Genomic DNA, 20406 nt, shown 5'->3' with positions numbered 1-20406 from the left:
TTGGCCTTGCGGCGGCGCATGCTGGCTACCATGTGAAGTATGGCAGCAAGAAGAAATCCGGATCGACGCTCTCAGTGCACACACTGGCACGAAGTTATTTGATGGAGAGTACGCGACTTCGATTACCTCCACACGCGTTCGAGACCGCCCTTATTGAACTGATTACCTTGGTGCAGGAGGTGAGAATTTGAGGGGAAGGGTCAGGACCTGACCCCGGTTTTGCGTTTCGAACATCGGCGAACATTCGAGGCCCGGGTTTGCGCTTTTCCCTGTTCTCAGTGCGCCGGGAGGCGTGAGGAATGCTGCGCTTCGATGACGCCGCGCAGTTCTGCAAGCGGCATCGGCCGCGCCAGGTAAAAACCCTGCGCCTGGTCGCAGCGCGCGGCGCGCAGCAGGTCCAGCACCTCCACGGTTTCCACCCCCTCGGCCACCACTGCCATGTTCAGGGCGTGCGCCATGTCGACGAAGGCCTTGATGAAGTCGAAGCTCGAGACGTCTTCGTCGTGCTGCATCACGAAGGAACGGTCGAGCTTGAGGACGTCGATCGGGAAACGCCGCAGGTAGGCCAGGCTGGAGAAGCCGGTGCCGAAGTCGTCCACCGCCAGGCTGATGCCGAGGCGTTTGAGCTCGCGCAGCATCTTCGCGGTGTGCTCGATGTCTTCGATCAGCGCGCTCTCGGTCAGCTCCAGTTCCAGGCAATCGGGCGGCAGGCCGGTGCGCGCCAGCACGGTGCGCACTTCGTCCACGAAGGCCGGCTGCGCCAGCTGGCGCGCCGACACGTTGACCGATACCGCGACCGGGCGCCGGTATTGGTCCATCAGGCGGCGCGTCTGGGTGCAGGCCTCGAGCAGCACCCAGCGGCCGATGTCGACGATCAGGCCGGTCTCCTCGGCGATGGCGATGAACTGCTGCGGCGGGACGCGGCCGCGCTCCGGGTGGTTCCAGCGGATCAGGGCTTCCATGCCCACCAGTTCCATGCCGGCCAGCGCGATGCGCGGCTGGTAGTGCAGCTCGAATTCGCCGCGCGCCAGCGCCGGGCGCAGCGATACTTCCAGCGCCATGCGCACCTGGGTCGCCACCGTCATTTCCTTCTCGAAGAAGCGGTAGCGGTTGCGGCCCGAGCTCTTGGCGCGGTACATCGCCGTATCGGCCGTCTGGAACAGCATCTCGCGGGTCTGGGCGTCCTGCGGAAACATGCTGATGCCGATCGAGGCGCCGACGATCACGTCGATCCCGCCGACCGTCACCGGCGCGGTCAGCACGTCGAGCAGCTTGTCGGCGATGCGCGCGGCCGCCGCCTGGCCGGTGGCGCAATACGCGGCCACCACGAATTCGTCGCCACCCAGGCGCGCGATGATGTCGGTCGGGCGAATCACGCGGCGCAGGCGCGCGGCCACTTCGCACAGCAGCACATCGCCCATCTCGTGGCCGAAGGAGTCGTTGACTTCCTTGAAGCGGTCGAGGTCGAGGAACATCACGGCCACCGCGCCGCCGTAGGCGCAGGTGTCCAGCATCTGCTGCAGGCGCTCGCCGAGCAGGGCGCGGTTGGGCAGGCCGGTCAGGGTGTCGTGGGTCGCCAGCTGCTGCAGCCGGGTTTCGAAGGCCTTGCGCCCGGTGATGTCGGTCATCAGGCCGGTCAGCGCCAGCGCCTGGCCGTCTTCGCCGCGCTTGATGCTGCCGTTGAACAGGACGTGGATGTGGTCGCCGTTGCGGTGGCGCAGCACCGCTTCCAGGCCCTGCACCTCGGCCGGCGTGTCGCCGCCCAGGGTCGCCAGCGGAAAGGACACGAACAGGTCGCCCAGGTGCAGCGCCAGCAGCATCTCGCGCGGGTAGCCCGACAAGGCGCACAGGGCCGGATTCACGTCGCAAAGCAGCCCGTCGGGGCCGGCCACCAGGTAGCCGGCCGGGGTCATTTCGATCACTTCGCGCAAGCGCTGCTCGCTCTCGCGCAGCTGGCGCTCGGCGTGTTCGCGGTCGCTCAGGTCGCGGATCACGGCCAGGAAGAATTCCTCGCCCTCGTCGTCGAAGCGCGAGATCTGGACTTCGGCCGGGAAGCTGCTGCCGTCCTTGCAGCGTTTATCCATGCGCAGGAGCTGGGCCTGGCCGGCGCGCAGGCCGGCCAGCACCGCTTGGGCATCGGGCACGCCGAAGTTGATCTCGGTGACCTGGCGGCCGAGGAATTCATCCCGCGCATAGCCGAAGCGCGCGCAGGCCTGGTCGTTGACCGAGACGATGCGCAGGGCGGCGTCGACGATCATGACGCTGTCGCCGGCCTGGTTGAACAGGTTGCGGAAGCGCTGTTCGCTCTTGCGCAAGGCCTGCTCGGCCTGGCGCTTGGCGGCGATGCCGTGGAAGTAGACCGAGATGCCGTCGTCGTTCGGGTAGACCCGCACTTCGATCCACAGCGCGTGCGGCTCCCAGAACACCTCGAAGGTGTCGGGCTGGCGGGTTTGCATCGCCTGCACGTAACGGGGCAGGGCCGGTGAATGCTGCAGGTCGGGCGCGACTTCGAGCAACTGGCGCCCGATGACCGTGCCCGGGTCGACCCCGACGAAGTCGCCCGCCTTGCGGTTGGCATAGGTGATGCGCCACTCGCTGTCGACCGCGAAGAAGGCGTCGCCGATACTCTCGAGCATGGCGCCCAGCGCCGCCTCGGAGCGCTCCAGCGCCCTGCGCGCCTGCTGCTGGCTGGTGATGTCGCGCGCCGTCAGGAACATGCGCCGGTGCGCCTGCGACCAGCGTGCCGACAGCGACATCAGCACCTCCCGGCCGTCCTTGCGGCGCACGCGCACCGCCACGTTCGACTGCTCGGGATCGACGTTCTGCAGGCCGGCTTCGAGGGCGATCGCCAGGGCATGCTGGTCCGGGTGGACCAGGTCGTTGTAGTGGCGACCCACGAGTTCCTCCGGCGCGTAGCCGAGCAGCGCGCGCGAGGCGGCATTCGTGCGCTGGATACGGCCGCCGGCGTCGAGCACGACCATCAGGTCGAGGGCATTGTCGATCAGCGCTGAATTCTCGGCGGCGAGCGACGCAGGCGCGCCCGGCAGGGAGTCGGTGGTTTTCACGGTAGTGGCAGGTGCGCGGCGCGGGCCGCCTGGAGGTCATCGGGAGCGCGTTTGTGACAAGTGCGCGAGTCCAAGTATAACAATTCCCAGGCGGAAACAGTCGATGCTGGGCGAATATACGACACCCGGCGCGCTGTTTCGTGTGTTCGTGCGGGGCGGTGGCGCCGGCGCGTAGTCTTTTGCCAACGTGGCGGGGCCGAATGCGCGCCTGTCGCATACTGGGTCCAGTCTGGTGAACATGGAGTAGCTGACATTTTTCGGGACAAGCGGCGATGACGATCGACGAGCCAACCTTGGCGACGGTACTGGGCCTGGTATCGCTGGCCGCCGGCGCGATGTTCTTCGCGCTCGGCGCGCTCGCGCGCCAGATCGCCGGCGTGCGCTACTGGGCCGTCGGCTGCCTGGCCATCGGCTTTGCGACCGTGCTCGACGGCCTCCGCCTGATCGACGACTGGCGCTGGGCCTCGCTGGTCTTCAACATCCCGTTCGGCATCGGCCATGCCTACATGCTGACCGGGACCCTGGACTTCTGCAGGCATTCCCACAGCAGCCTGCTGTTGCCGGTGGCGGCCGCGCTCGCCACCATGCTGACGGTGGCGTTCACCTTCGTGTATCCGCATACGGCCTGGCGCATCGGCACGCTGTGCGCCTACCAGGCCGTGTTCAACCTGGGCACGGCCTGGATCATGTTCCGCTATCCGGACCCATTTTCGCGCAAGGTCTTCCATGTCGCCGGCGCCGTGGCCTTACTGCAGGGGCTGACCGCGCTGGGCCAGGGCGCGCTCGTAGCCACCAGTTCCCTGAGCTTCGATTACGGCGCGCCCCAGCTGCCGATCGCCAATACCATCAGCTGGGCCGGCGCGCTGCTCAGCGCCGTGATCGGCAATTCGATGCTGATGCTCCTGATCATGCTGCGGCTGGTGTCGGAAGTGCGCGCCGCGGCCGAGCACGACCTGCTTACCGGCCTGCTGAACCGGCGCGGCATCCGGCGCATCTTCGACGGCCTGCTGGCCCGGCCGGCCGGGGAGCGCGGTCCGGTCGGGGTGCTGCTGCTCGACGTCGACGAGTTCAAGCAGGTCAACGACACCCACGGGCACGACACCGGCGACCAGGTGCTGGCCGCCATGGGCGCGGTGCTGCTCGGCCTGGACGACGCGCATGCGACGGCTTCGCGCTGGGGCGGGGAAGAGTTCTGCCTGGTCGCCCAGGCCTGCACGCCGCGCTCCCTGGTCGAGCTGGCGGAAACGGTCCGCACGCGGTTTGCCGCGCGCACCGCGGCGCTGCCCGGACTGCCGGAGGGCTGCACGGTCAGCGTCGGGGTGGCGATGAACGAGGCTGGAACCCCGCTCGATGTCCAGGCGCTGATCGCCCTGGCCGACGCCCAGCTCTACCGGGCCAAGCGTGGCGGGCGCAACCGGGTCATGGCGGCCGCCCCGAGCGGCGGCCTGGCCGAGGTCCATTCGGGCCGCTGACGGATCGGGCGCAGGCCCTTATTCGTCGCGCTCGTCGTCGCGGTCGCGCTTCATGGCCACGAAATCGCGCTCGAACATCGCATGCAGCTCCTGGCGCGCGCGGCGCGCCATCGACACGTATTGTTCGCGGTCCTGGTAGTAGGGATAGACCTCGAGCACGCTCTGGATATTGTGCTCGCGAAAGCGCATCGCGGCCTGGCGCGCGAAATAGGCGCCGAAGCCCAGTTCTTCCATCACGCGCCGGCCCAGCATCAGCGCCGATTCGAAGGTTTCCCGTTCCACGATCGTCACGCCCAGGTCCATCAGCTGGTAGTAGTGGGTGACGTTGCGGGCGCGCGCCAGGATCGGCAGGTCGGGGAATTCCGCGCGCACGGCCGCGGCGAGCTTGAGGCTGTCCTCGATGCCGTCGACCGACAGCACCAATGCGCGCGCGTGGGCGGCGCCGGCGGCGTGCAGCAGGTCGGTGCGGGTGGCGTCGCCGTAGAACACCTTGAAGCCGAATTCGCGCAGCGTATCGATCTGGTCCGGGTCGTGGTCGAGCATGGTCAGCGGCACCTGGTTGGCGTGCAGCAGGCGGCCGACGATCTGGCCGAAGCGCCCGAAGCCGGCGATGATCACATGGCCCTGATTGGTGTCGATCGCGTCCTCCGGACGCTTGTGGCGGCGCTGCCAGCGCGGCTCGAGCACGCGGTCGTACAGGGTCAGGAGCAGCGGCGTGGCCATCATGGACAGCGCCACGATCACCACCAGCATCGAGGCGGTCCGCTCGTCGAACACGCGGGCGGTGGCGGCCGCGCCGAACACCACGAAGGCGAACTCGCCGCCCTGCGACAGCAGGAAGGCGAACAGCACGCGCTGGCGGCCGGTCATGCCGAAGCGCGCCGCCAGGGCCCACAGCACGAACAGCTTGATGGCCTGGTAAGCCAGCGCCGCCAGCACGATCAGCAAAGGCTGGGCCAGCAAGACCCCGAAGTCGACCGACATGCCCACCGCGATGAAGAACAGGCCGAGCAGCAGGCCCTTGAAGGGTTCGAGGTCGGTTTCCAGCGCGTGGCGGTACTCGGAATCGGCCAGCAGCACGCCGGCCATGAAGGCGCCCAGCGCCATCGACATGCCGACCGAGGCCATGAGCAGGGCGATCGAGATGATCAGGAGCAGGGCAAAGGCCGTGAAGATTTCGCGCATGCCGGTGCGGGCGATGAAGCGCAGCAGCGGGCGCACCAGGTAGCGTCCCGCGACGACCAGGCCGCCGATCACGGCGACGGCCTTGAGCACGCCCATCCAGCCGGCGTCCGGGTGCGAGCCGGACACGCCCAGCAGCGGGACCAGGGCGATCATCGGGATCGCCGCGATGTCCTGGAACAGCAGGATCGAAAAGCCGGCCTGGCCGGCCGGGGTCGGGATCAGGTTGCGTTCCTGCATCGTGGTCAGGGCGATCGCGGTGGAGGACAGCGACAGCCCGAGCGCGGCAATGAGCGCCGGCTTCCAGCCGATACCGGCCAGCACGGCCGCCAGCAGCAGCAGCACGGTCACGCCCGCTACCTGCGCCGTGCCCCAGCCGAAGATCGAGCGGCGCAGCGCCCACAGGCGGGTCGGCTCGAGCTCCAGGCCGATCACGAACAGCAGCAGCACCACGCCGAATTCCGAGAAGTGCAGGATGGTCTCGACTTCGCGGATCAGGGCCAGGCCCCAGGGACCGATGGCGATCCCGGCCAGCAGGTAGCCGAGCACCGCACCCAGGCCCAGGCGCTTGGCGACCGGCACCGCGATCACGGCGGCAAGCAGGTAGACCAGGGCGTTGATCAAGAGGCTATGCTCCATGCGCGCCCCCGCCGGCTGCCTGTTCCAGGTCGATGCCGGCGTGCAGCGCCAGCTGCGCGTGCAGCTGCGCGGCGTGGCGCGCGGCGGCGTCCGGGTCGTTCGCGTCGGCGCCGTAGAACACGTGCGGCTCCATCCAGCGCATGCCGCAGCTGCGCGTGGCCTGCTCCAGCGGCGCCAGATAGTCGGGCAGCGGCCGGCCGTGCGCGCCACCGGGGCGGTAGTCGCTTGACGCGCCGCTTGTCGCCACCGCCGCCCAGGCGGCCTTGCCTGCCAGCGGTCCGGCCTGTCCGAGCGCCCACTCGGGCTTGAACACGGTATCGAACCATTCCTTCAGGAGCGCCGGCATCGCATACCAGCCGAACTGGAACACGAACACCACCAGCGGCGCGGCCTTGACCAGCTCGCGCTGGCGCCGCACGTCGATGTAGAAATCGGGATAGAGCTGGTAGAGATCCTGCACCACCACGCCGGGCAGGCTGGACACGGCGTCGGCGACGCGGCGGCTGATGCGCGAGCGATGCAGCGACGGGTCGGCAAAGACGACCAGGGCGCGCAGGTCTGAAGTCATGGGCAGCTTGGCGGGCAGGGGGCGAATACCCGATTGTACATTGCGAAATTAATAAGCTGTGGGATCCGCGCTCCGGGGGCGGCCTTATCCTACAGGCGGCACGGGCCGGGGCCTATCCGTGCGCGCCGCGCCCGGGGCTATCATGGTCTCCTGAATTCATATCAAGGAGGCCAGCATGTCGATGCAAAACGAAGGCAAGGGCGCCAAAGGGCGCAACTACGACCAGGTCACCAAGAACGGCACCAGCAGCGCCGGCAGCATGGGCGCCGGCGGCACGGGCGATGCGGGCAAGCTCGAGCAGCAAGGTTCGGAGCAGCGCGACAGCCGCACCGACGACCTGCTGGCCGGCGACACCGCCGACCAGGAAGCCGACCAGGGCTTCGGCGGCGGCAGTTTCAGCGGCGAGATCCAGACCGGGATGGAAGGTATTGCCAGCCGTTCCGGCAGCGGGGCCGGCAACCGCCAGTCCGGCGGACAAGATTCCGACATGCAAAAGAAACCGGAAGCCGGCCGCGACGAAGCTTCGTCAGGCAAGCGCTGAACAGCCCTGGATCGCGCGGTAGTTTCACATTACTGATATTCCACATTGTCATAAATTTTATGACAAGTTTCTGTGTAGAATGTCGGCATGAAAGCTGAGTTGACCACCACGCGCTCCTACCGGGGCCTGTCGCAGGACGAACGGCGCGCCGAACGCCGTTCGCGCCTGATGGCCGCCGCGATTGCCGTCTATGGCGAGCGCGGCTACCACCAGGCCACCGTCAAGGCGGTCTGCGAGCAGGCCGGCCTGACCGAGCGTTATTTTTATGAATCCTTCGCCAACAGCGAGGCGCTCCTGATCGATTCCTTCAACGCCGTTACCTACTCGGTGGTGGGGGAGATCACGCGCGCCGCCGAAGCGGCCGGGCGCGGACGGATCGCGCGCTCGCGCGCCATGCTGCGTGCCTATTTCGCGGCGCTGCAGCGCGAACCGCAATCGGCGCGCGTGTTCCTGGTCGAGATCCGCGGCGTGAGCCGCGCGGTCGACCTGGCCTTCGACGCGGCCCTGCGCGTCATCGGGCGCGAAGTTGCCCGCATCCTGGCGCCGCCCGGCGCCCCGCACGACGAGCTGCTGCAGGCCGGCGTGGTCGGCGGCGTGATTCACATCGCCCTGCGCTGGATCTCGGACGGCTACCTGCCCGACATCGATTCCGTGGCCGATTCGGCGCTCACGCTCGGCGCCGTGCTGGCCACCACGCGCTGTCCCCAGGCCGCACGCTCGGCCGCATGAAAAAAGGCCCGGTGCGAGCCGGGCCTTCTCATCGAGACTACGCCGCCCAGGGGCGGCGCATCGACATTCCTGCTTAGAACTGGAAGGCGACGCCGACGCTCAGGTTGGTGGTGTCGCTGGCTGGCTTTTGCAGTTCCAGGCGGGCCGACACGGCTGGGCTGAATGCATAGCCGACGCCCAGGCCAACCACGGCGCCCGAAGTCGATTCGGTAGCGGTCGAGCCACGAACATTGGCCTTGGCTTCCAGGTGGTTGTAGCCCAGGCGGCCCAGCAGGCTGAAGCCGCCGTTCAGCGGCAGGGTGCCGATCACCGACACGGCAGTCTGGTCGACGTCCAGGTCACCGCTCACGCCGAATGCGCTGACGGTGTACTCGCCGAGGCGGCGGTAGCTGGCTTCGACTGCGACGTTCTGGACGAAGGTGTAACCGGCGAAGATGCCGGCGCTGGTCGCGCGGCCCGATGCGTCGTCGATCTTGGTCTTGCCGACGTCGGCGCCGACATAGAAGCTGCCAGGTGCGGCAGCGAAGGCCGACGACGAAGCGATGACGAGGGCGGCTGCAGCGGCGATGTTCTTGAACATGTTGAATTCCTTGGTGATTTTTATTCTGCGAATGCTCGCAAGGGTCGCGATTATTACACACATTGTGAAATCCGCAAGTTCGGCACGAAACGTGCGCGTGCCAATATTATTCGGCCTGCAAGCAAATTATGCATACGGGATTAAGGCAACACGAAGAAGCGCCGAATTCGTACTATTCGGACCTTGAGAGGAACACGCCGAAGGGAAAGGCTGCCGCCCAGGCGGGCGGCAGCGGAAAAACCTAGATGTGCAAGGCGTGGCCCAGCGCGCGCATGGCCGCTTCCTGCACCGCTTCACCCAGGGTCGGGTGGGCGTGGATGGTGCCGGCGATGTCTTCGAGCTGGGCGCCCAGCTCGATCGACTGGGTGAAGCCGGCCGCCAGTTCGGACACGGCGCCGCCGACGGCCTGCCAGCCGAGGATGCGGTGGTCGCTCTTCCTTGCCACCACCCGCACGAAGCCATCCGTGCTTTCGATGGTCATCGCGCGCCCGTTCGCACTGAACGGGAAGCTGGCGGTGACGATCTCGACGCCGGCCTTGTCGGCATCGACCGGCGACATGCCGACCACCACGATCTCCGGATCGGTGAAGCACACCGCCGGAATCGCCGCGGGGGCAAATTCGCGGCGCTTGCCGGACACGATCTCGGCCACCATTTCGCCCTGCGCCATCGCGCGGTGCGCCAGCATCGGCTCACCGGCCAGGTCGCCGATCGCCCACACATTGCGCATCGAGGTGCGGCACTGGCTGTCGACCTTGATCGCAGGCCCAATCATGTCGAGCATCAGGTTTTCCAGGCCCCAGCCGACGGTAGCAGGCTTGCGGCCGACCGCCACCAGCACGCGGTCCGCGTCCAGCAGGGATTCGACTCCGGAGGCATCGCGGATGCGCACCTTCGTCTGGCCGTCGCTGTCGTCCATGCCCAGCACCGAGGTGGCCAGGCGCAGCTCGACGCCGAGGCGTCCCAGCGCGGACGCCACCGGCTTCACGAGGTCCGCATCGTAGGCCGGCAGGATGCGGTCCGCCGCTTCGACGACCGTGACCTGGGAGCCGAGCTTGCGGTAGGCCGTGCCCAGCTCCAGGCCGATATAGCCGGCGCCGACCACCACCAGCTGCTTTGGAATGCCGCCGGGCGACAGCGCTTCGGTGCTCGAGATGACCGGGCCGCCGAAAGGCATGAAGGGCAGCTCGACCGGGACCGAGCCGCTGGCCAGCAGCATGTGCTCGCAGCGGATGCGCACGGTGGCCTCGCTTGCACCGTCCGGCGTGACTTCGACCGTCTTGCCGTCCAGGATCGTCGCCCAGCCGCTCACCAGCTTCACGCCGTTTTTCTTGAGCAGGGCGCCGACGCCGCCGGTCAGCTTCTTGACGATGCCGTCCTTCCAGGCCACGGTGCGGTCCAGGTCGATGCGCGGGTCCGAACCGGTAATGCCGAGCGGCGAAGTCTCGGCCGCATAGCTGCGCGCCTTGCAGAATTCGTCGGCCGCGTGGATCAGGGCCTTGGACGGGATGCAGCCGATGTTCAGGCAGGTGCCGCCCGGCTGCGCGCCTTCGACCAGGATGGTCTGCACGCCGAGCTGGCCAGCCTTGATGCCGGCCACATAGCCGCCGGGACCGCCGCCGATGATGAGCAGGGTGGTATTGAGTGTCTCCATCTGTTTACTCCACGAAGATGGTGGCTGGGGTTTCGAGATAGCCGCGAATCGTCTGCACGAACTTGGCCGCCACCTGGCCGTCGATCACGCGGTGGTCGAACGAGGACGACAGGTTCATCATCTTGCGCGCGACCATGGCGCCGTCGCGGATCACCGGACGCTCGACGATGCGGTTGGTGCCGATGATCGCCACTTCCGGACGGTTGATGACCGGGGTGGTGACGATGCCGCCCAATGGCCCGAGGCTGGTGATCGTGATGGTCGAACCGGTGAGCTCGTCGCGGGTCGCCTTGCCAGTGCGAGCGGCGTCGGCCAGGCGCGCGACTTCCGCCGAACTGGCCCAGGGGTCGCGTGCTTCGGCATGGCGCACCACCGGCACCATCAGCCCGGCCTCGGTTTGCGTGGCGATGCCGAGGTGGACCGGGTCGTACTGCGTCAGCAGGTTGTTCTGGTCGTCGTAACGCGCATTCATCATCGGATAGGCGCGGATCGACAGCACCACGGCGCGCATCAGCAGCGGCAGCAGGGTGAGCTTGCCGCGCTCCGCGCCATAGCGCGCGTTGAGCTGGGCGCGGAGCAGCTCCAGTTCGGTGACGTCGATTTCTTCGACGTAGGTGAAGTGCGGGATCTGGCGCTTGGCTTCCTGCATCTTCTCGGCGATCTTGCGGCGCAGGCCGATGATCGGCGTGGCGTGCTCGCCCTGGAGCTGCGCATAGCGGTTGTCGCTGCCGCCGCCATTGCCGCCCTGGCGCCGTCCGGCGACATGCTCGTCGAGGTCGGCGTGGGTGATGCGGCCGGCCGGACCGCTGCCGTGCACGAACTGCAGTTCGATTCCCAGGTCCCAGGCGCGCTGGCGCACGGCCGGTGCGGCGTGCGGCTTGTCGCCCTCGGCGCGCATGGCCGGGGCCTGTTGATGCGCGCGTGCCTGCGGTTTCTGCGGCGCAGCCGGGGCCTGCGCGCGTGCGGGGGCCGAGGCTTCCGCCTGCGCCACCGCCGCCAGTTGCGGCTCGCCGACTTCTTCGGCCGGCGCTTTCGAGGCCGCCGACTGCACCGGTTCCTGCCTGGCCTTGTCGCCGGAATAGTTGCCGGCGCCTGCCACTTCGAGGCGGATCAGTTCCGCGCCGACCGCCATCGCCTGGCCGATCGCGCCGCCGAGACTCGTGATGGTGCCCGCCACCGGCGACGGGATCTCGACGGTCGCCTTGTCGGTCATGACGTCGGCCAGGACCTGGTCTTCCTTGACGGTGTCGCCCGGCTGGACATGCCAGGCCACGACTTCGACTTCGGCAATGCCTTCGCCGAGGTCCGGCATTTTAATGACGTGAATGCCCATGTTTATTGACCCTCCATCGCGCGTTTCAGGGCCGCCGCTACGCGGTCCGGCCCGGGGAAATAAGCCCACTCCTGCGCATGCGGGTAAGGGGTGTCCCAGCCGGCGACGCGCTCGATCGGCGCCTCCAGGTGGTAGAAGCAGTGTTCCTGCACCAGCGCCGACAGTTCGGCGCCAAAGCCGCTGGTCTTGGTGGCTTCATGCACGATCACGCAGCGGCCGGTCTTCTGCACCGACTTCACGATGGTGTCGAGATCGAGCGGCCAGATGCTGCGCAGGTCGATCACTTCGGCGTCTACGCCGGATTCGCGCGCGGCCGCTTCCGAGACCCAGACCATGGTGCCGTAGGCCAGCACCGTGACGTCGTTGCCCGGACGGACGATGGACGCCTTGTCCAGGTCCACCGTGTAATACCCGGTCGGCACATTGCCCAGCGCCTGGCCGGACCAGGGCACGACCGGACGGTCGTGGTGGCCGTCGAAGGGGCCGTTATATAAACGCTTGGGCTCCAGGAAGATCACCGGGTCGTCGTTCTCGATCGAGGCAATGAGCAGGCCCTTGGCGTCGTAGGGGTTGGACGGCATCACCGTGCGCAGCCCGCAGACGTGGGTGAAGAAGGCTTCCGGGCTCTGGCTGTGGGTCTGGCCGCCCCAGATGCCGCCGCCGCAAGGCATGCGGATCACCATCGAGGCGGTGAATTCGCCGGCCGAGCGGTAGCGCAGGCGCGCCGCTTCCGACACGATCTGGTCGGTCGCCGGATAGAAATAGTCGGCGAACTGGATTTCGACCACGGGGCGCAGGCCGTAGGCGGCCATGCCGACCGCCGTGCCCACGATGCCGCCTTCGGAAATCGGCGCATCGAACACGCGCGATTTGCCGTACTTGGCCTGCAGGCCGTCGGTGACGCGGAACACGCCGCCGAAATAACCGACGTCCTGGCCGTACACCACCACGTTGTCGTCGCGCTCCATCATGACGTCCATGGCCGAGCGCAGCGCCTGGATCATGGTCATCGGCATGGTGGCCACGTCCTTGTTTTGATCGTCGCGTGCCATCGTCATACTCCCAGTTCCTGGCGCTGCCGGCGCAGATGCTCCGGCATGTCTTTATATACGTCCTCGAACATCGTGGCGGCGCTCGGCGCGCGCTCGTCGCCCAGGATGCCGTAGCTTTCGGCTTCTTTCTGGGCCGCGAGGATTTCCGCTTCGAGTTCCGCCTGGACGGCGTCGTTTTCTTCGTCCGACCACCAGCCCAGGTTCGTCAAATGCTTGCGCAGGCGCGCGATCGGGTCGCCCAGCGGGAAGCGCGAGACGTCGTCGGCCGGGCGGTAGCGGCCCGGATCGTCCGAGGTCGAATGGGGACCGGCGCGGTAGGTGACCCATTCGATCAGGGCCGGCCCGAGGTTGCTGCGCGCACGCTCTGCCGCCCAGCGCGAGGCGCTCAGCACGGCCAGGAAATCGTTGCCGTCCACGCGCAGCGAGGCGATGCCGCTGCCGATGCCGCGGGTGGCGAAGGTGACGCTCTCGCCGCCGGCGATCGCCTGGAAGGTCGAGATCGCCCACTGGTTGTTGACGACGTTCAGGATCACCGGCGCGCGGTAGACGTGGGCGAAGGTGAGGGCGGTGGAGAAATCGGATTCGGCGGTGGCGCCGTCGCCGATCCAGGCGGCGGCGATTTTCGTATCGCCCTTGATGGCGGACGCCATCGCCCAGCCCACGGCTTGCGGGTACTGGGTGGCGAGGTTGCCGGAAACGGTGAAGAAGCCGGCGCGGCGCACCGAATACATCACCGGCAGCTGGCGGCCCTTGAGCGGGTCGCGCTCGTTCGAGAGCAGCTGGCAGATCATCTCGACCAGCGGCACCTGCTTGGCGAACAGCAGGCTTTGCTGGCGGTAGGTCGGGAAATGCATGTCGCCGTCCTGTAGCGCGAGCGCCTGGGCGGTGCCGATGGCTTCCTCGCCGAGCGAGGTCATATAGAAGGACATCTTCTTCTGGCGCTGGGCGATCACCATGCGCGCGTCGAAAATGCGGGTCTTCATCATGGTGCGCAGGCCGAAGCGGAACAGCTCGCGGTCGGGCTCGGGAGCCCACGGACCGACGGCGTTGCCGTCCGCGTCGAGCACGCTGATCAGGGACGAGGCGATGCCGCTGGTATCGATCGGCGCGACATCGACCGGCGGGCGCGGGACGGCGCCGGCCGGACTCAATTGGAGATACGAAAAATCGGTCTTGCAGCCCGGACGGCCGGTAGGCTCCGGTACATGCAGCGACAGAGGCTTACTCTGACTCATAAACGCTACCCCTTTGTAAGGTGACTTGCGGCAAGCATGATACGGCGAACCGCCCTTCGCACGGCGCCACGGGCCAATTATTTTCATATTGCGACGCAGCATGGAAGGGCGCTTCCGCGTGGCCGCATGGTACAAGGCCGCGCGCGTTTGCGGACCGGGCGCGGTGGCGGTAGTATGGACCGTGCCCGGGCGGGTCCATCCGGCCCGGCGCAGGCAAACCATGAAAAAAACCGCCGCCGTCCTCCTGACCCTCCTGGTCGCGATCGCAGGCATCGGACTGCCGATCCGGCTGGCGATCGAGGAGTCGGAGCGCCAGGCTTTCAAGGCGGAAAGCACGCACGCGCTCGGCTATGCGCGCGACGTGGTGCAGCGGGTCGACCAGACCGGCGACCAGGTGCGGGCCGGCATCGGCCGCCTGGCCGCGCTGCACAGCGCGGATCCATGCTCGCCGGCAAGCCTGGACCTGATGCGCGAGATCGACCTCAGTTCCAGCTATATCCAGGCGGTCGGTTATGTCGAAGGCGAGCGCATGCTGTGCTCGTCCATTGCCGGCCCGGCCAGCGCGCTCGAGCTCGGACCGCCCGACTACACCAGCTCATCAGGCTCGCAGATACGCCGCAACGTGCGCTTTCGCTTCGCACCCGATATCACCTTCATCGTGGTCCAGGCAGGGCGCTTCGCCGCGATCGTGCACAAGCAGCTGGCGATCGACACGGCCAAGAGCGAGCCCGACGTGTCCCTGGCCGTGATGTCGCTGGGCTATCCAGTGCCGGTGATCGAACGCGGGCATGTGGACCCGGACTGGCTGCGGCGCCTCGGGCGCCGGCGCGAGGTGGTCTTCATCGAAGACGGCCACATCGTGGCGGTGGTGCGCTCGTCGCGCTACATGTCGGCCGGCATCGCGGCGGTGCCGCTGCATTACCTGGAGGGGCGCTCGCAGGACGTGGCCCTGCGCCTGGTGCCGGCCGGCCTGCTGGCGGGCATCGCGCTGACCCTGGCGATCCTGCACCTGGCGCGCCAGCAGATGGCGCTGCCGTCGGCCGTGAAGGTGGCCTTGCGGCGCAAGGAATTCTTCGTGGAATACCAGCCCATCGTCGCGCTCGATACCGGCGAATGGACCGGGGTCGAGGCGCTGGTGCGCTGGCGCCGTCCGACCGGTGAAATCGTGGCGCCCGACCTGTTCATCCCGATTGCCGAGCAGAACGGCCTGATTGTCCGGCTCACGCAGCAGGTGCTCGAGATCGTGTGCAGGGAAACCGGCGCCTGGCTGGCCGACCACCCGGATTTTCACGTCGGGGTGAATGTCGCTCCCGCGGATTTCCATTCGGCCGGCTTCCTGAAGCGCCTGCAGGACACGATCGGGGCCATGCATGCCAGGCCGGCCAACCTGATCCTGGAAATCACCGAGCGCGGCCTGCTCGACCCGATGGTGGCGCGCCAGACCACCGGATCGCTGCGGCGCCACGGTTTCGCGGTGGCGATCGACGATTTCGGCACCGGGTATTCGAGCCTGTCCTACCTGGAATCGCTGGAAATCGATTACCTGAAGATCGACCGCAGCTTCATCGAGGCGATCGGCACCGGTGCGCCCACCAGCCAGGTGGTCCAGCACATCATCCGCATGGCCAAGGATCTCGGCATCCAGATGATCGCCGAGGGCGTCGAAGGACAGGCGCAGGCCGATTTCCTGCGCAAGCACGGGGTGCAGTTCGGCCAGGGCTGGCTGTTCGGGCGGCCGATGCCGTTCGCCCAGGTCGTGCGCCAGCTCCAGGAAGCGGCGCAGCAGGAAGGGGAAGACGCCCGCATTACGGGTTGAAGGCGGCGCCTCAGGCCGAGACGACCGCCCCCGCTCCGAGGCTGCGCTGGCGCAGCCAATAACCCAGCCCGAGCAGCAGCAGCCAGGCCGGAATCATGAACACCGACACCTGCAGGCCGGGCGTCAGGTACATCACGACCACGATGCCGGCCAGGAAGGCCAGGCACAGGTAATTGGTCAGCGGGAACAGCGGGCTGCGGAAGGCGGTCGGCTGGCCGGCCGCATCTTTCTGGCGGCGGAAGCGCAGGTGGCTCCAGCAGATCATGCCCCAGTTGATGACCAGCGCGGCCACGGCCAGGCCCATCAGCATGCCGAAGGCTTCGCGCGGCAGGAAGTAATTGATGCAGATGCAGATGCCGGTGGCCACGGCGGACACCGCCAGCGCGGCCAGCGGCACGCCGCGGCGGTTCACCTTCAACAGGGCGCGCGGGGCATTGCCCTGTTCCGCGAGGCCGAACAGCATGCGGCTGTTGGCGTACACGCAGCCGTTGTACACCGACAGCGCGGCGGTCAGCACCACCAGGTTGAGGATGTTGGCCACGACCTTGCTGTCGAGCGCGGCGAAGATCAGCACGAAGGGGCTGCCGCCGAGCGCGACCTTGGTCCATGGATAGAGCATCAGGAGCACGGCCAGCGCGCCGACGTAGAAGATGGCGATGCGCCAGATGGCCTGGTTGATGGCGCGCGGGATGGTGCGCCCCGGATTGTCGGCCTCGGCGGCGGTGATGCCGATCATTTCCAGGCCGCCGAAGGAGAACATGATCACCGCCATCGACAGCGCCAGGCCGCTCAAGCCGCTCGGGAAGAAGCCGCCATGGCGCCACAGGTTGGACACGCCCGCCTGCGGGCCGGCCGTGTCGCTGATGAGCAGATAGCAGCCGAACACGATCATGCCGACCACGGCCGCGACCTTGATGATGGAGAACCAGAATTCGAGCTCGCCGAAGGCCTTCACGTTCATCAGGCTGAGCAGGTTGACCAGCACGAAGAAGCCGAGCGCCGAGACCCAGGTGGGAATCTCGGGGAACCAGTACTGGATGTAGATGCCGAGCGCCGACAGTTCTGCCATGCTGACCAGGATGTACATCACCCAGTAGTTCCAGCCTGACATGAAGCCGGCCATGGGACTGCCGTATTTGGTGGCGAAATAGCCGAAGGAGCCGGCCACCGGTTCGTCGACGATCATCTCGCCCATCTGGCGCATGATCAGGAAGGCGATCAGGCCGGCGAAGGCATAGCCGAGCAGGGCCGAAGGGCCGGCCATCTGGATGGTCTGGGCAACGCCAAGGAAGAGTCCGGTGCCGATGGCGCCGCCGAGGGCGATCAGCTGGATGTGGCGGTTCTTGAGTCCGCGCTTGAGTTCGTTACTCGGTTGGTGCTGCGGCTCGTTCATCGCTGGCCTCAAGGTGTCAAAGGCAACAGTTGCCTTAAAGCCAGCGATTCTACTGCAAGGACGGCGCGGCGGGCGAAAACTTGCCCGCGGCCGTCCGCCATGCCATCAGAAGCCGCGGGGATTGCGCGGATAGCCCGGGCGTTTGGTCGAGGTGCCGCTGAATTTCTTCCAGAGGAAGCCTGCAATTGCCATCATGATCATTTTACGCATGCTCAATCTCCATTGGGTTGGACGGCGGGTGTACGCCGTGATGGGAAGAGCATACCGGGACCGGGAAATCGGCGGCGCATGGCTGCGCCGCCGGCACTCACGGCGCGGCGGCGGCTCCCGGCGCGGCCTGCGTGACCGGGCTGAAATAGATCCGGTTCTGGCTCATCGCGACATAGACCCGGTGGCGCTTGAGGAAATCGGTCCCGAGCACCAGCATCTCGCCCGAGCGCTCCATGTTCACCAGGCGCAGGCTAAAGTCCTTCACCTGCAGCTCGCCGATCGACATCTGCCCCACCGGCACCGTCCACACCGCCTGCTCGCGATCGTTCCATTTCATGCCTGCCGCGTCGCGCACCGCGCCCGGCGAGTCCGGGCTCAGGCCCATGTGCCCGGCGGTGAACAGGTCCAGGTAGGAGCGCTGGGTGAGGGTCGAGATCACGGCCTTGACGTCCTTGCCGTTGATGCGCACCTTGAACCAGGGCCGCAGGTCCTTTCTCTGCGCATGGATCTGGAAGGGCACCGACGGCGTCTTCGGGTCCCAATAGGCCAGCGGCGCGCGCAGGCAGCCGGCCGGCTTGAAGAACTTCAGGTAGCGGTCCTGCAGGTTGACTTCGACGTCGTTGCGGAACAGGTAGTTGGCGCCGATCCGGGCGCCCACGCCGTCATCCGAGAGGTCGTCCACCGCGAACCAGGATTTGCGGTATTCGGTGGGACCGATCGCGATATGCTCGATGTTCGCGTTCAGGACAAACACGCCGGCGTAATTGGTCTCCGAGCTGATCACCTTCACGCCCATGCCCGCCAGCGTGTACTTGTCGAGCACGGTCGCATGCTGGCCGCCGCTGTCGATCAGGGCCTCGACCGGCTTGCCGTTGATGCGGGCCTCGGCGATCGGCACGCTGTCGCCGCGCAAGGAAAGCGGCAGCGTCGCCACTTCACCAAGGACGCAGCCGGGCGGCAGCGGCTGGGCCGATGCGGCGGCGCTCGCCAGGATGACGGTGGCGGAGAGGGCGCGGCCGAACCGGCGCGCGCGACGGGCGGGAAGAACTGGGATCATGTCGGTCCAATGGTGAAAGGTCGAAAAGCGGCGTCAGCCCGGCATCACGAAGAAGGCGACCGCGCCCATGACGGTGGCACCCATCATCGCCAGCACGAAGCCGGACATCCGCGCCAGCGAGCGCAGGCGCCGGCCCTTTTCGCGGCTGCGGAACAGGTAGACCGGAATGCCGACCGGCCCGATGCCGACCACGAAGGTGTTCATCCAGCGGGAGCGGCGGAACATGCGCGCCTCGCTGTCCTGGCGGTACCAGTAATAGGGCAGGAAGTTCAGCAGGAAGGCGGTCAGGAGGATCCACCAGACCGGCATCTGCATGTGCGCGGCGGCGTACAGCGCTTTGGCCATGCCGCTGGCGAGCATGAGCGCCAGCAGCGCCCACAGGGTGTTCTTGGGTGTCATTCGATCGTTTCTACTGCGATGTTGGCTGTGGTTCCAGCTGCGTGCCGACGGCAAGCAGGCTATGAAAGGCCGCGAGCATAGCATTCGGGCATGGCAGGGAAATTCAACAAAACTCACAATTGACACGAAATCGTGCCTGTTTCGCCGATTATGCGCGGCGGGTGGCGCCGCGCCGCGATCGAGGTTCAGCGAAGGTAGGGCGCCACGTTGGCGGCGATACGGGCGATTTCCTCGGGGGTGAGCGGCAGGGCGCGGAAGGCGGCCCAGGCCTGGCGCGGCTTCATGTTGGTGGGCGTGGCCGCGTCCGAGCCGTACAGGATCTTGTCGACCCCGACCTGGCGCATGCGCTCCACCATCTCGCGCGCATGGGCGGGCGCGATGTCGGGCGTGGCGATCGAGGCGACGTCGAACCACAGGTTGCGGGTGTTCGGGTCCTGGCGCGCGGCGGCTTCGGCAAAGACGCGCATCACCTCGTTGGCGGGCGGGTCCTCGTAGCCGGGGCCGGCGCCGGCCAGGTGCGCGATCTGCACCACGATGCCGGTCGCCCGCGGCATCAGGTGCGCGAGGAAGGCGCGCGCCTGCGTTTCGCCATAGGGACGCTTGAGCGAGATCGAAGCGCGCAGATGCACGGCGATCGCCATGCGGTGCCGGCTGGCCGCGCTGAACACTTCCTGCAGGCGCGCGATGTGGGCCGGGTTCTCGAGCTGGACGTCCGAATTCCCGAAGTGCATCTTGATCCCGTGGCGCAGCCGGGGATGGGCCGCGCAGCGCTCCAGCTCGGCCAACGCATAGTCCTTCAGCGGGTTGAAGCCGCAGAAGGCGCGCAGGCGGTCCGGGTATCTGGCCGCCTGGGCGCCGGTCCAGTCGTTTTCGGCTTGCACCCTGGCGTATTCGTCCTCGATCGTGCGCGAGGGGCGGCCGTACATATAGGCCACCGACATGACCGCGGCGCGGCGGATGCCGGCCTCGTCGAGGTGTTTGATGAGATCGGTCACCGGGATCTCGGCCAGCGCGTCCGGACCGGGCTTGGGCGCGATCAGGGCGATGATGGCGGGACTGAACAGGTGCTGGTGGTGATCGGCCGCCGGCGTCACCGGTCCCGCGGCAAGGCAGGCGGCGGGCAGGGCGCCCAGGAGGGTGGCCGAGCAGAGCAGCTTGGTGAGCAGGCGGGACATCGCGGTTCCCCGGTGGTGGAATGGAACCCGCAGGTTACCCAGCGCTGCCCTTGCTGTCCACGACAAATGGATACATATGCCGCCTTCTCCTGCATGACCGCCACCACCACGCGGCGCCGGTGCGGCGCGCTGCGGTGCTCGTACAGGTAGATGCCCTGCCGGATGCAAAACCGGGGTTGCGGATGCAAAACCGGGGTCAGATACCGTCTTGAATTGCAAGCCCTTTCGACAGGTAATTTGCGTCGAATGGCTTGCCGGTGCGAATCACCCCGTAAATCAGATGAGTCAATTTGTGCATGACAGCGC

Annotated in this window: 17 protein-coding genes; 5 read left to right on the top strand and 12 right to left on the bottom strand. The window is 67.2% G+C overall.

Annotation, left to right across the window (positions count from 1 at the left end; genetic code table 11):
- Positions 1-191, top strand: a 191-nt coding sequence (locus AC56LR_RS20990; RefSeq protein ID WP_497133326.1) for a hypothetical protein, incomplete at its 5' end; no start/stop codon positions are given.
- Positions 192-275: 84 nt separating this feature from the next.
- Here the strand turns inward: AC56LR_RS20990 and AC56LR_RS20985 are convergent.
- The gene (locus AC56LR_RS20985) at positions 276-3065 is read right to left on the bottom strand and encodes an EAL domain-containing protein (protein WP_497133324.1); all 2790 of its coding nucleotides are present in this window, start codon (positions 3063-3065) and stop codon (positions 276-278) included.
- Between the two features lie 272 nt (positions 3066-3337).
- On the opposite strand from AC56LR_RS20985, the gene AC56LR_RS20980 reads away from it, so the two are divergent.
- Positions 3338-4537, top strand: coding sequence for a GGDEF domain-containing protein (locus AC56LR_RS20980; RefSeq protein WP_497133322.1), 1200 nt, complete (start codon positions 3338-3340; stop codon positions 4535-4537).
- An 18-nt stretch (positions 4538-4555) separates the two neighbouring features.
- Here AC56LR_RS20980 and kefC read toward each other — a convergent pair whose 3' ends face one another.
- Positions 4556-6358 carry a glutathione-regulated potassium-efflux system protein KefC gene (gene kefC, locus AC56LR_RS20975; protein WP_497133321.1) on the bottom strand — a complete coding sequence of 601 codons (1803 nt, stop codon included), beginning with the start codon at positions 6356-6358 and terminating at the stop codon, positions 4556-4558.
- Positions 6348-6926, bottom strand: coding sequence for an NAD(P)H-dependent oxidoreductase (locus tag AC56LR_RS20970; protein ID WP_497133319.1), 579 nt, complete (start codon positions 6924-6926; stop codon positions 6348-6350). Before AC56LR_RS20970 ends, kefC begins: the two co-directional genes overlap by 11 nt.
- Positions 6927-7101: 175 nt before the next feature.
- On the opposite strand from AC56LR_RS20970, the gene AC56LR_RS20965 reads away from it, so the two are divergent.
- Positions 7102-7467: a hypothetical protein gene (locus AC56LR_RS20965; RefSeq protein WP_497133317.1), complete on the top strand. Its 366-nt coding sequence runs from the start codon at positions 7102-7104 to the stop codon at positions 7465-7467.
- Positions 7468-7554: 87 nt separating this feature from the next.
- Positions 7555-8196: a TetR/AcrR family transcriptional regulator gene (locus AC56LR_RS20960; protein WP_497133315.1), complete on the top strand. Its 642-nt coding sequence runs from the start codon at positions 7555-7557 to the stop codon at positions 8194-8196.
- A gap of 73 nt (positions 8197-8269) precedes the next feature.
- On the opposite strand, the gene AC56LR_RS20955 is transcribed toward AC56LR_RS20960, so the two are convergent.
- The 5 genes from AC56LR_RS20955 to AC56LR_RS20935 all read right to left on the bottom strand — a co-directional run bounded on the left by AC56LR_RS20955 (position 8270) and on the right by AC56LR_RS20935 (position 14050).
- Positions 8270-8776: an outer membrane beta-barrel protein gene (locus AC56LR_RS20955; RefSeq protein WP_497133313.1), complete on the bottom strand. Its 507-nt coding sequence runs from the start codon at positions 8774-8776 to the stop codon at positions 8270-8272.
- Between the two features lie 241 nt (positions 8777-9017).
- Entirely contained in the window at positions 9018-10430 is a 1413-nt protein-coding gene (gene lpdA / locus AC56LR_RS20950; RefSeq protein WP_497133311.1) for a dihydrolipoyl dehydrogenase, read from the bottom strand.
- A gap of 4 nt (positions 10431-10434) precedes the next feature.
- Positions 10435-11763: a dihydrolipoamide acetyltransferase family protein gene (locus tag AC56LR_RS20945; protein WP_497133310.1), complete on the bottom strand. Its 1329-nt coding sequence runs from the start codon at positions 11761-11763 to the stop codon at positions 10435-10437.
- A gap of 2 nt (positions 11764-11765) precedes the next feature.
- The gene (locus AC56LR_RS20940; protein WP_497133328.1) at positions 11766-12779 is read right to left on the bottom strand and encodes an alpha-ketoacid dehydrogenase subunit beta; all 1014 of its coding nucleotides are present in this window, start codon (positions 12777-12779) and stop codon (positions 11766-11768) included.
- Positions 12780-12817: 38 nt separating this feature from the next.
- On the bottom strand, positions 12818-14050 hold the full coding sequence (locus AC56LR_RS20935) for a 3-methyl-2-oxobutanoate dehydrogenase (2-methylpropanoyl-transferring) subunit alpha (RefSeq protein WP_497133308.1): 1233 nt from the start codon (positions 14048-14050) through the stop codon (positions 12818-12820).
- A 220-nt stretch (positions 14051-14270) separates the two neighbouring features.
- On the opposite strand from AC56LR_RS20935, the gene AC56LR_RS20930 reads away from it, so the two are divergent.
- Positions 14271-15866 (top strand): EAL domain-containing protein, encoded by a 1596-nt coding sequence (locus AC56LR_RS20930; RefSeq protein WP_497133306.1) that lies wholly within the window; start codon positions 14271-14273, stop codon positions 15864-15866.
- Between the two features lie 10 nt (positions 15867-15876).
- On the opposite strand, the gene AC56LR_RS20925 is transcribed toward AC56LR_RS20930, so the two are convergent.
- From AC56LR_RS20925 to AC56LR_RS20910, 4 genes are all read right to left on the bottom strand, one after another.
- A complete protein-coding gene (locus AC56LR_RS20925) occupies positions 15877-17259 on the bottom strand; it encodes an amino acid permease (protein ID WP_497133304.1) in 1383 nt (460 codons plus the stop codon).
- A 307-nt stretch (positions 17260-17566) separates the two neighbouring features.
- Positions 17567-18526 (bottom strand): retroviral-like aspartic protease family protein, encoded by a 960-nt coding sequence (locus tag AC56LR_RS20920; protein ID WP_497133302.1) that lies wholly within the window; start codon positions 18524-18526, stop codon positions 17567-17569.
- A gap of 33 nt (positions 18527-18559) precedes the next feature.
- The gene (locus tag AC56LR_RS20915; protein ID WP_497133300.1) at positions 18560-18925 is read right to left on the bottom strand and encodes a hypothetical protein; all 366 of its coding nucleotides are present in this window, start codon (positions 18923-18925) and stop codon (positions 18560-18562) included.
- A gap of 185 nt (positions 18926-19110) precedes the next feature.
- The gene (locus AC56LR_RS20910; RefSeq protein WP_497133298.1) at positions 19111-20100 is read right to left on the bottom strand and encodes an amidohydrolase family protein; all 990 of its coding nucleotides are present in this window, start codon (positions 20098-20100) and stop codon (positions 19111-19113) included.
- Between the last annotated feature and the right edge of the window lie 306 nt (positions 20101-20406).

This window comes from Telluria sp. ZT3P39 (assembly GCF_059685935.1).
Note: the sequence above shows the minus strand (reverse complement) of the source record. Positions and strands in the feature narration are given on the sequence as shown.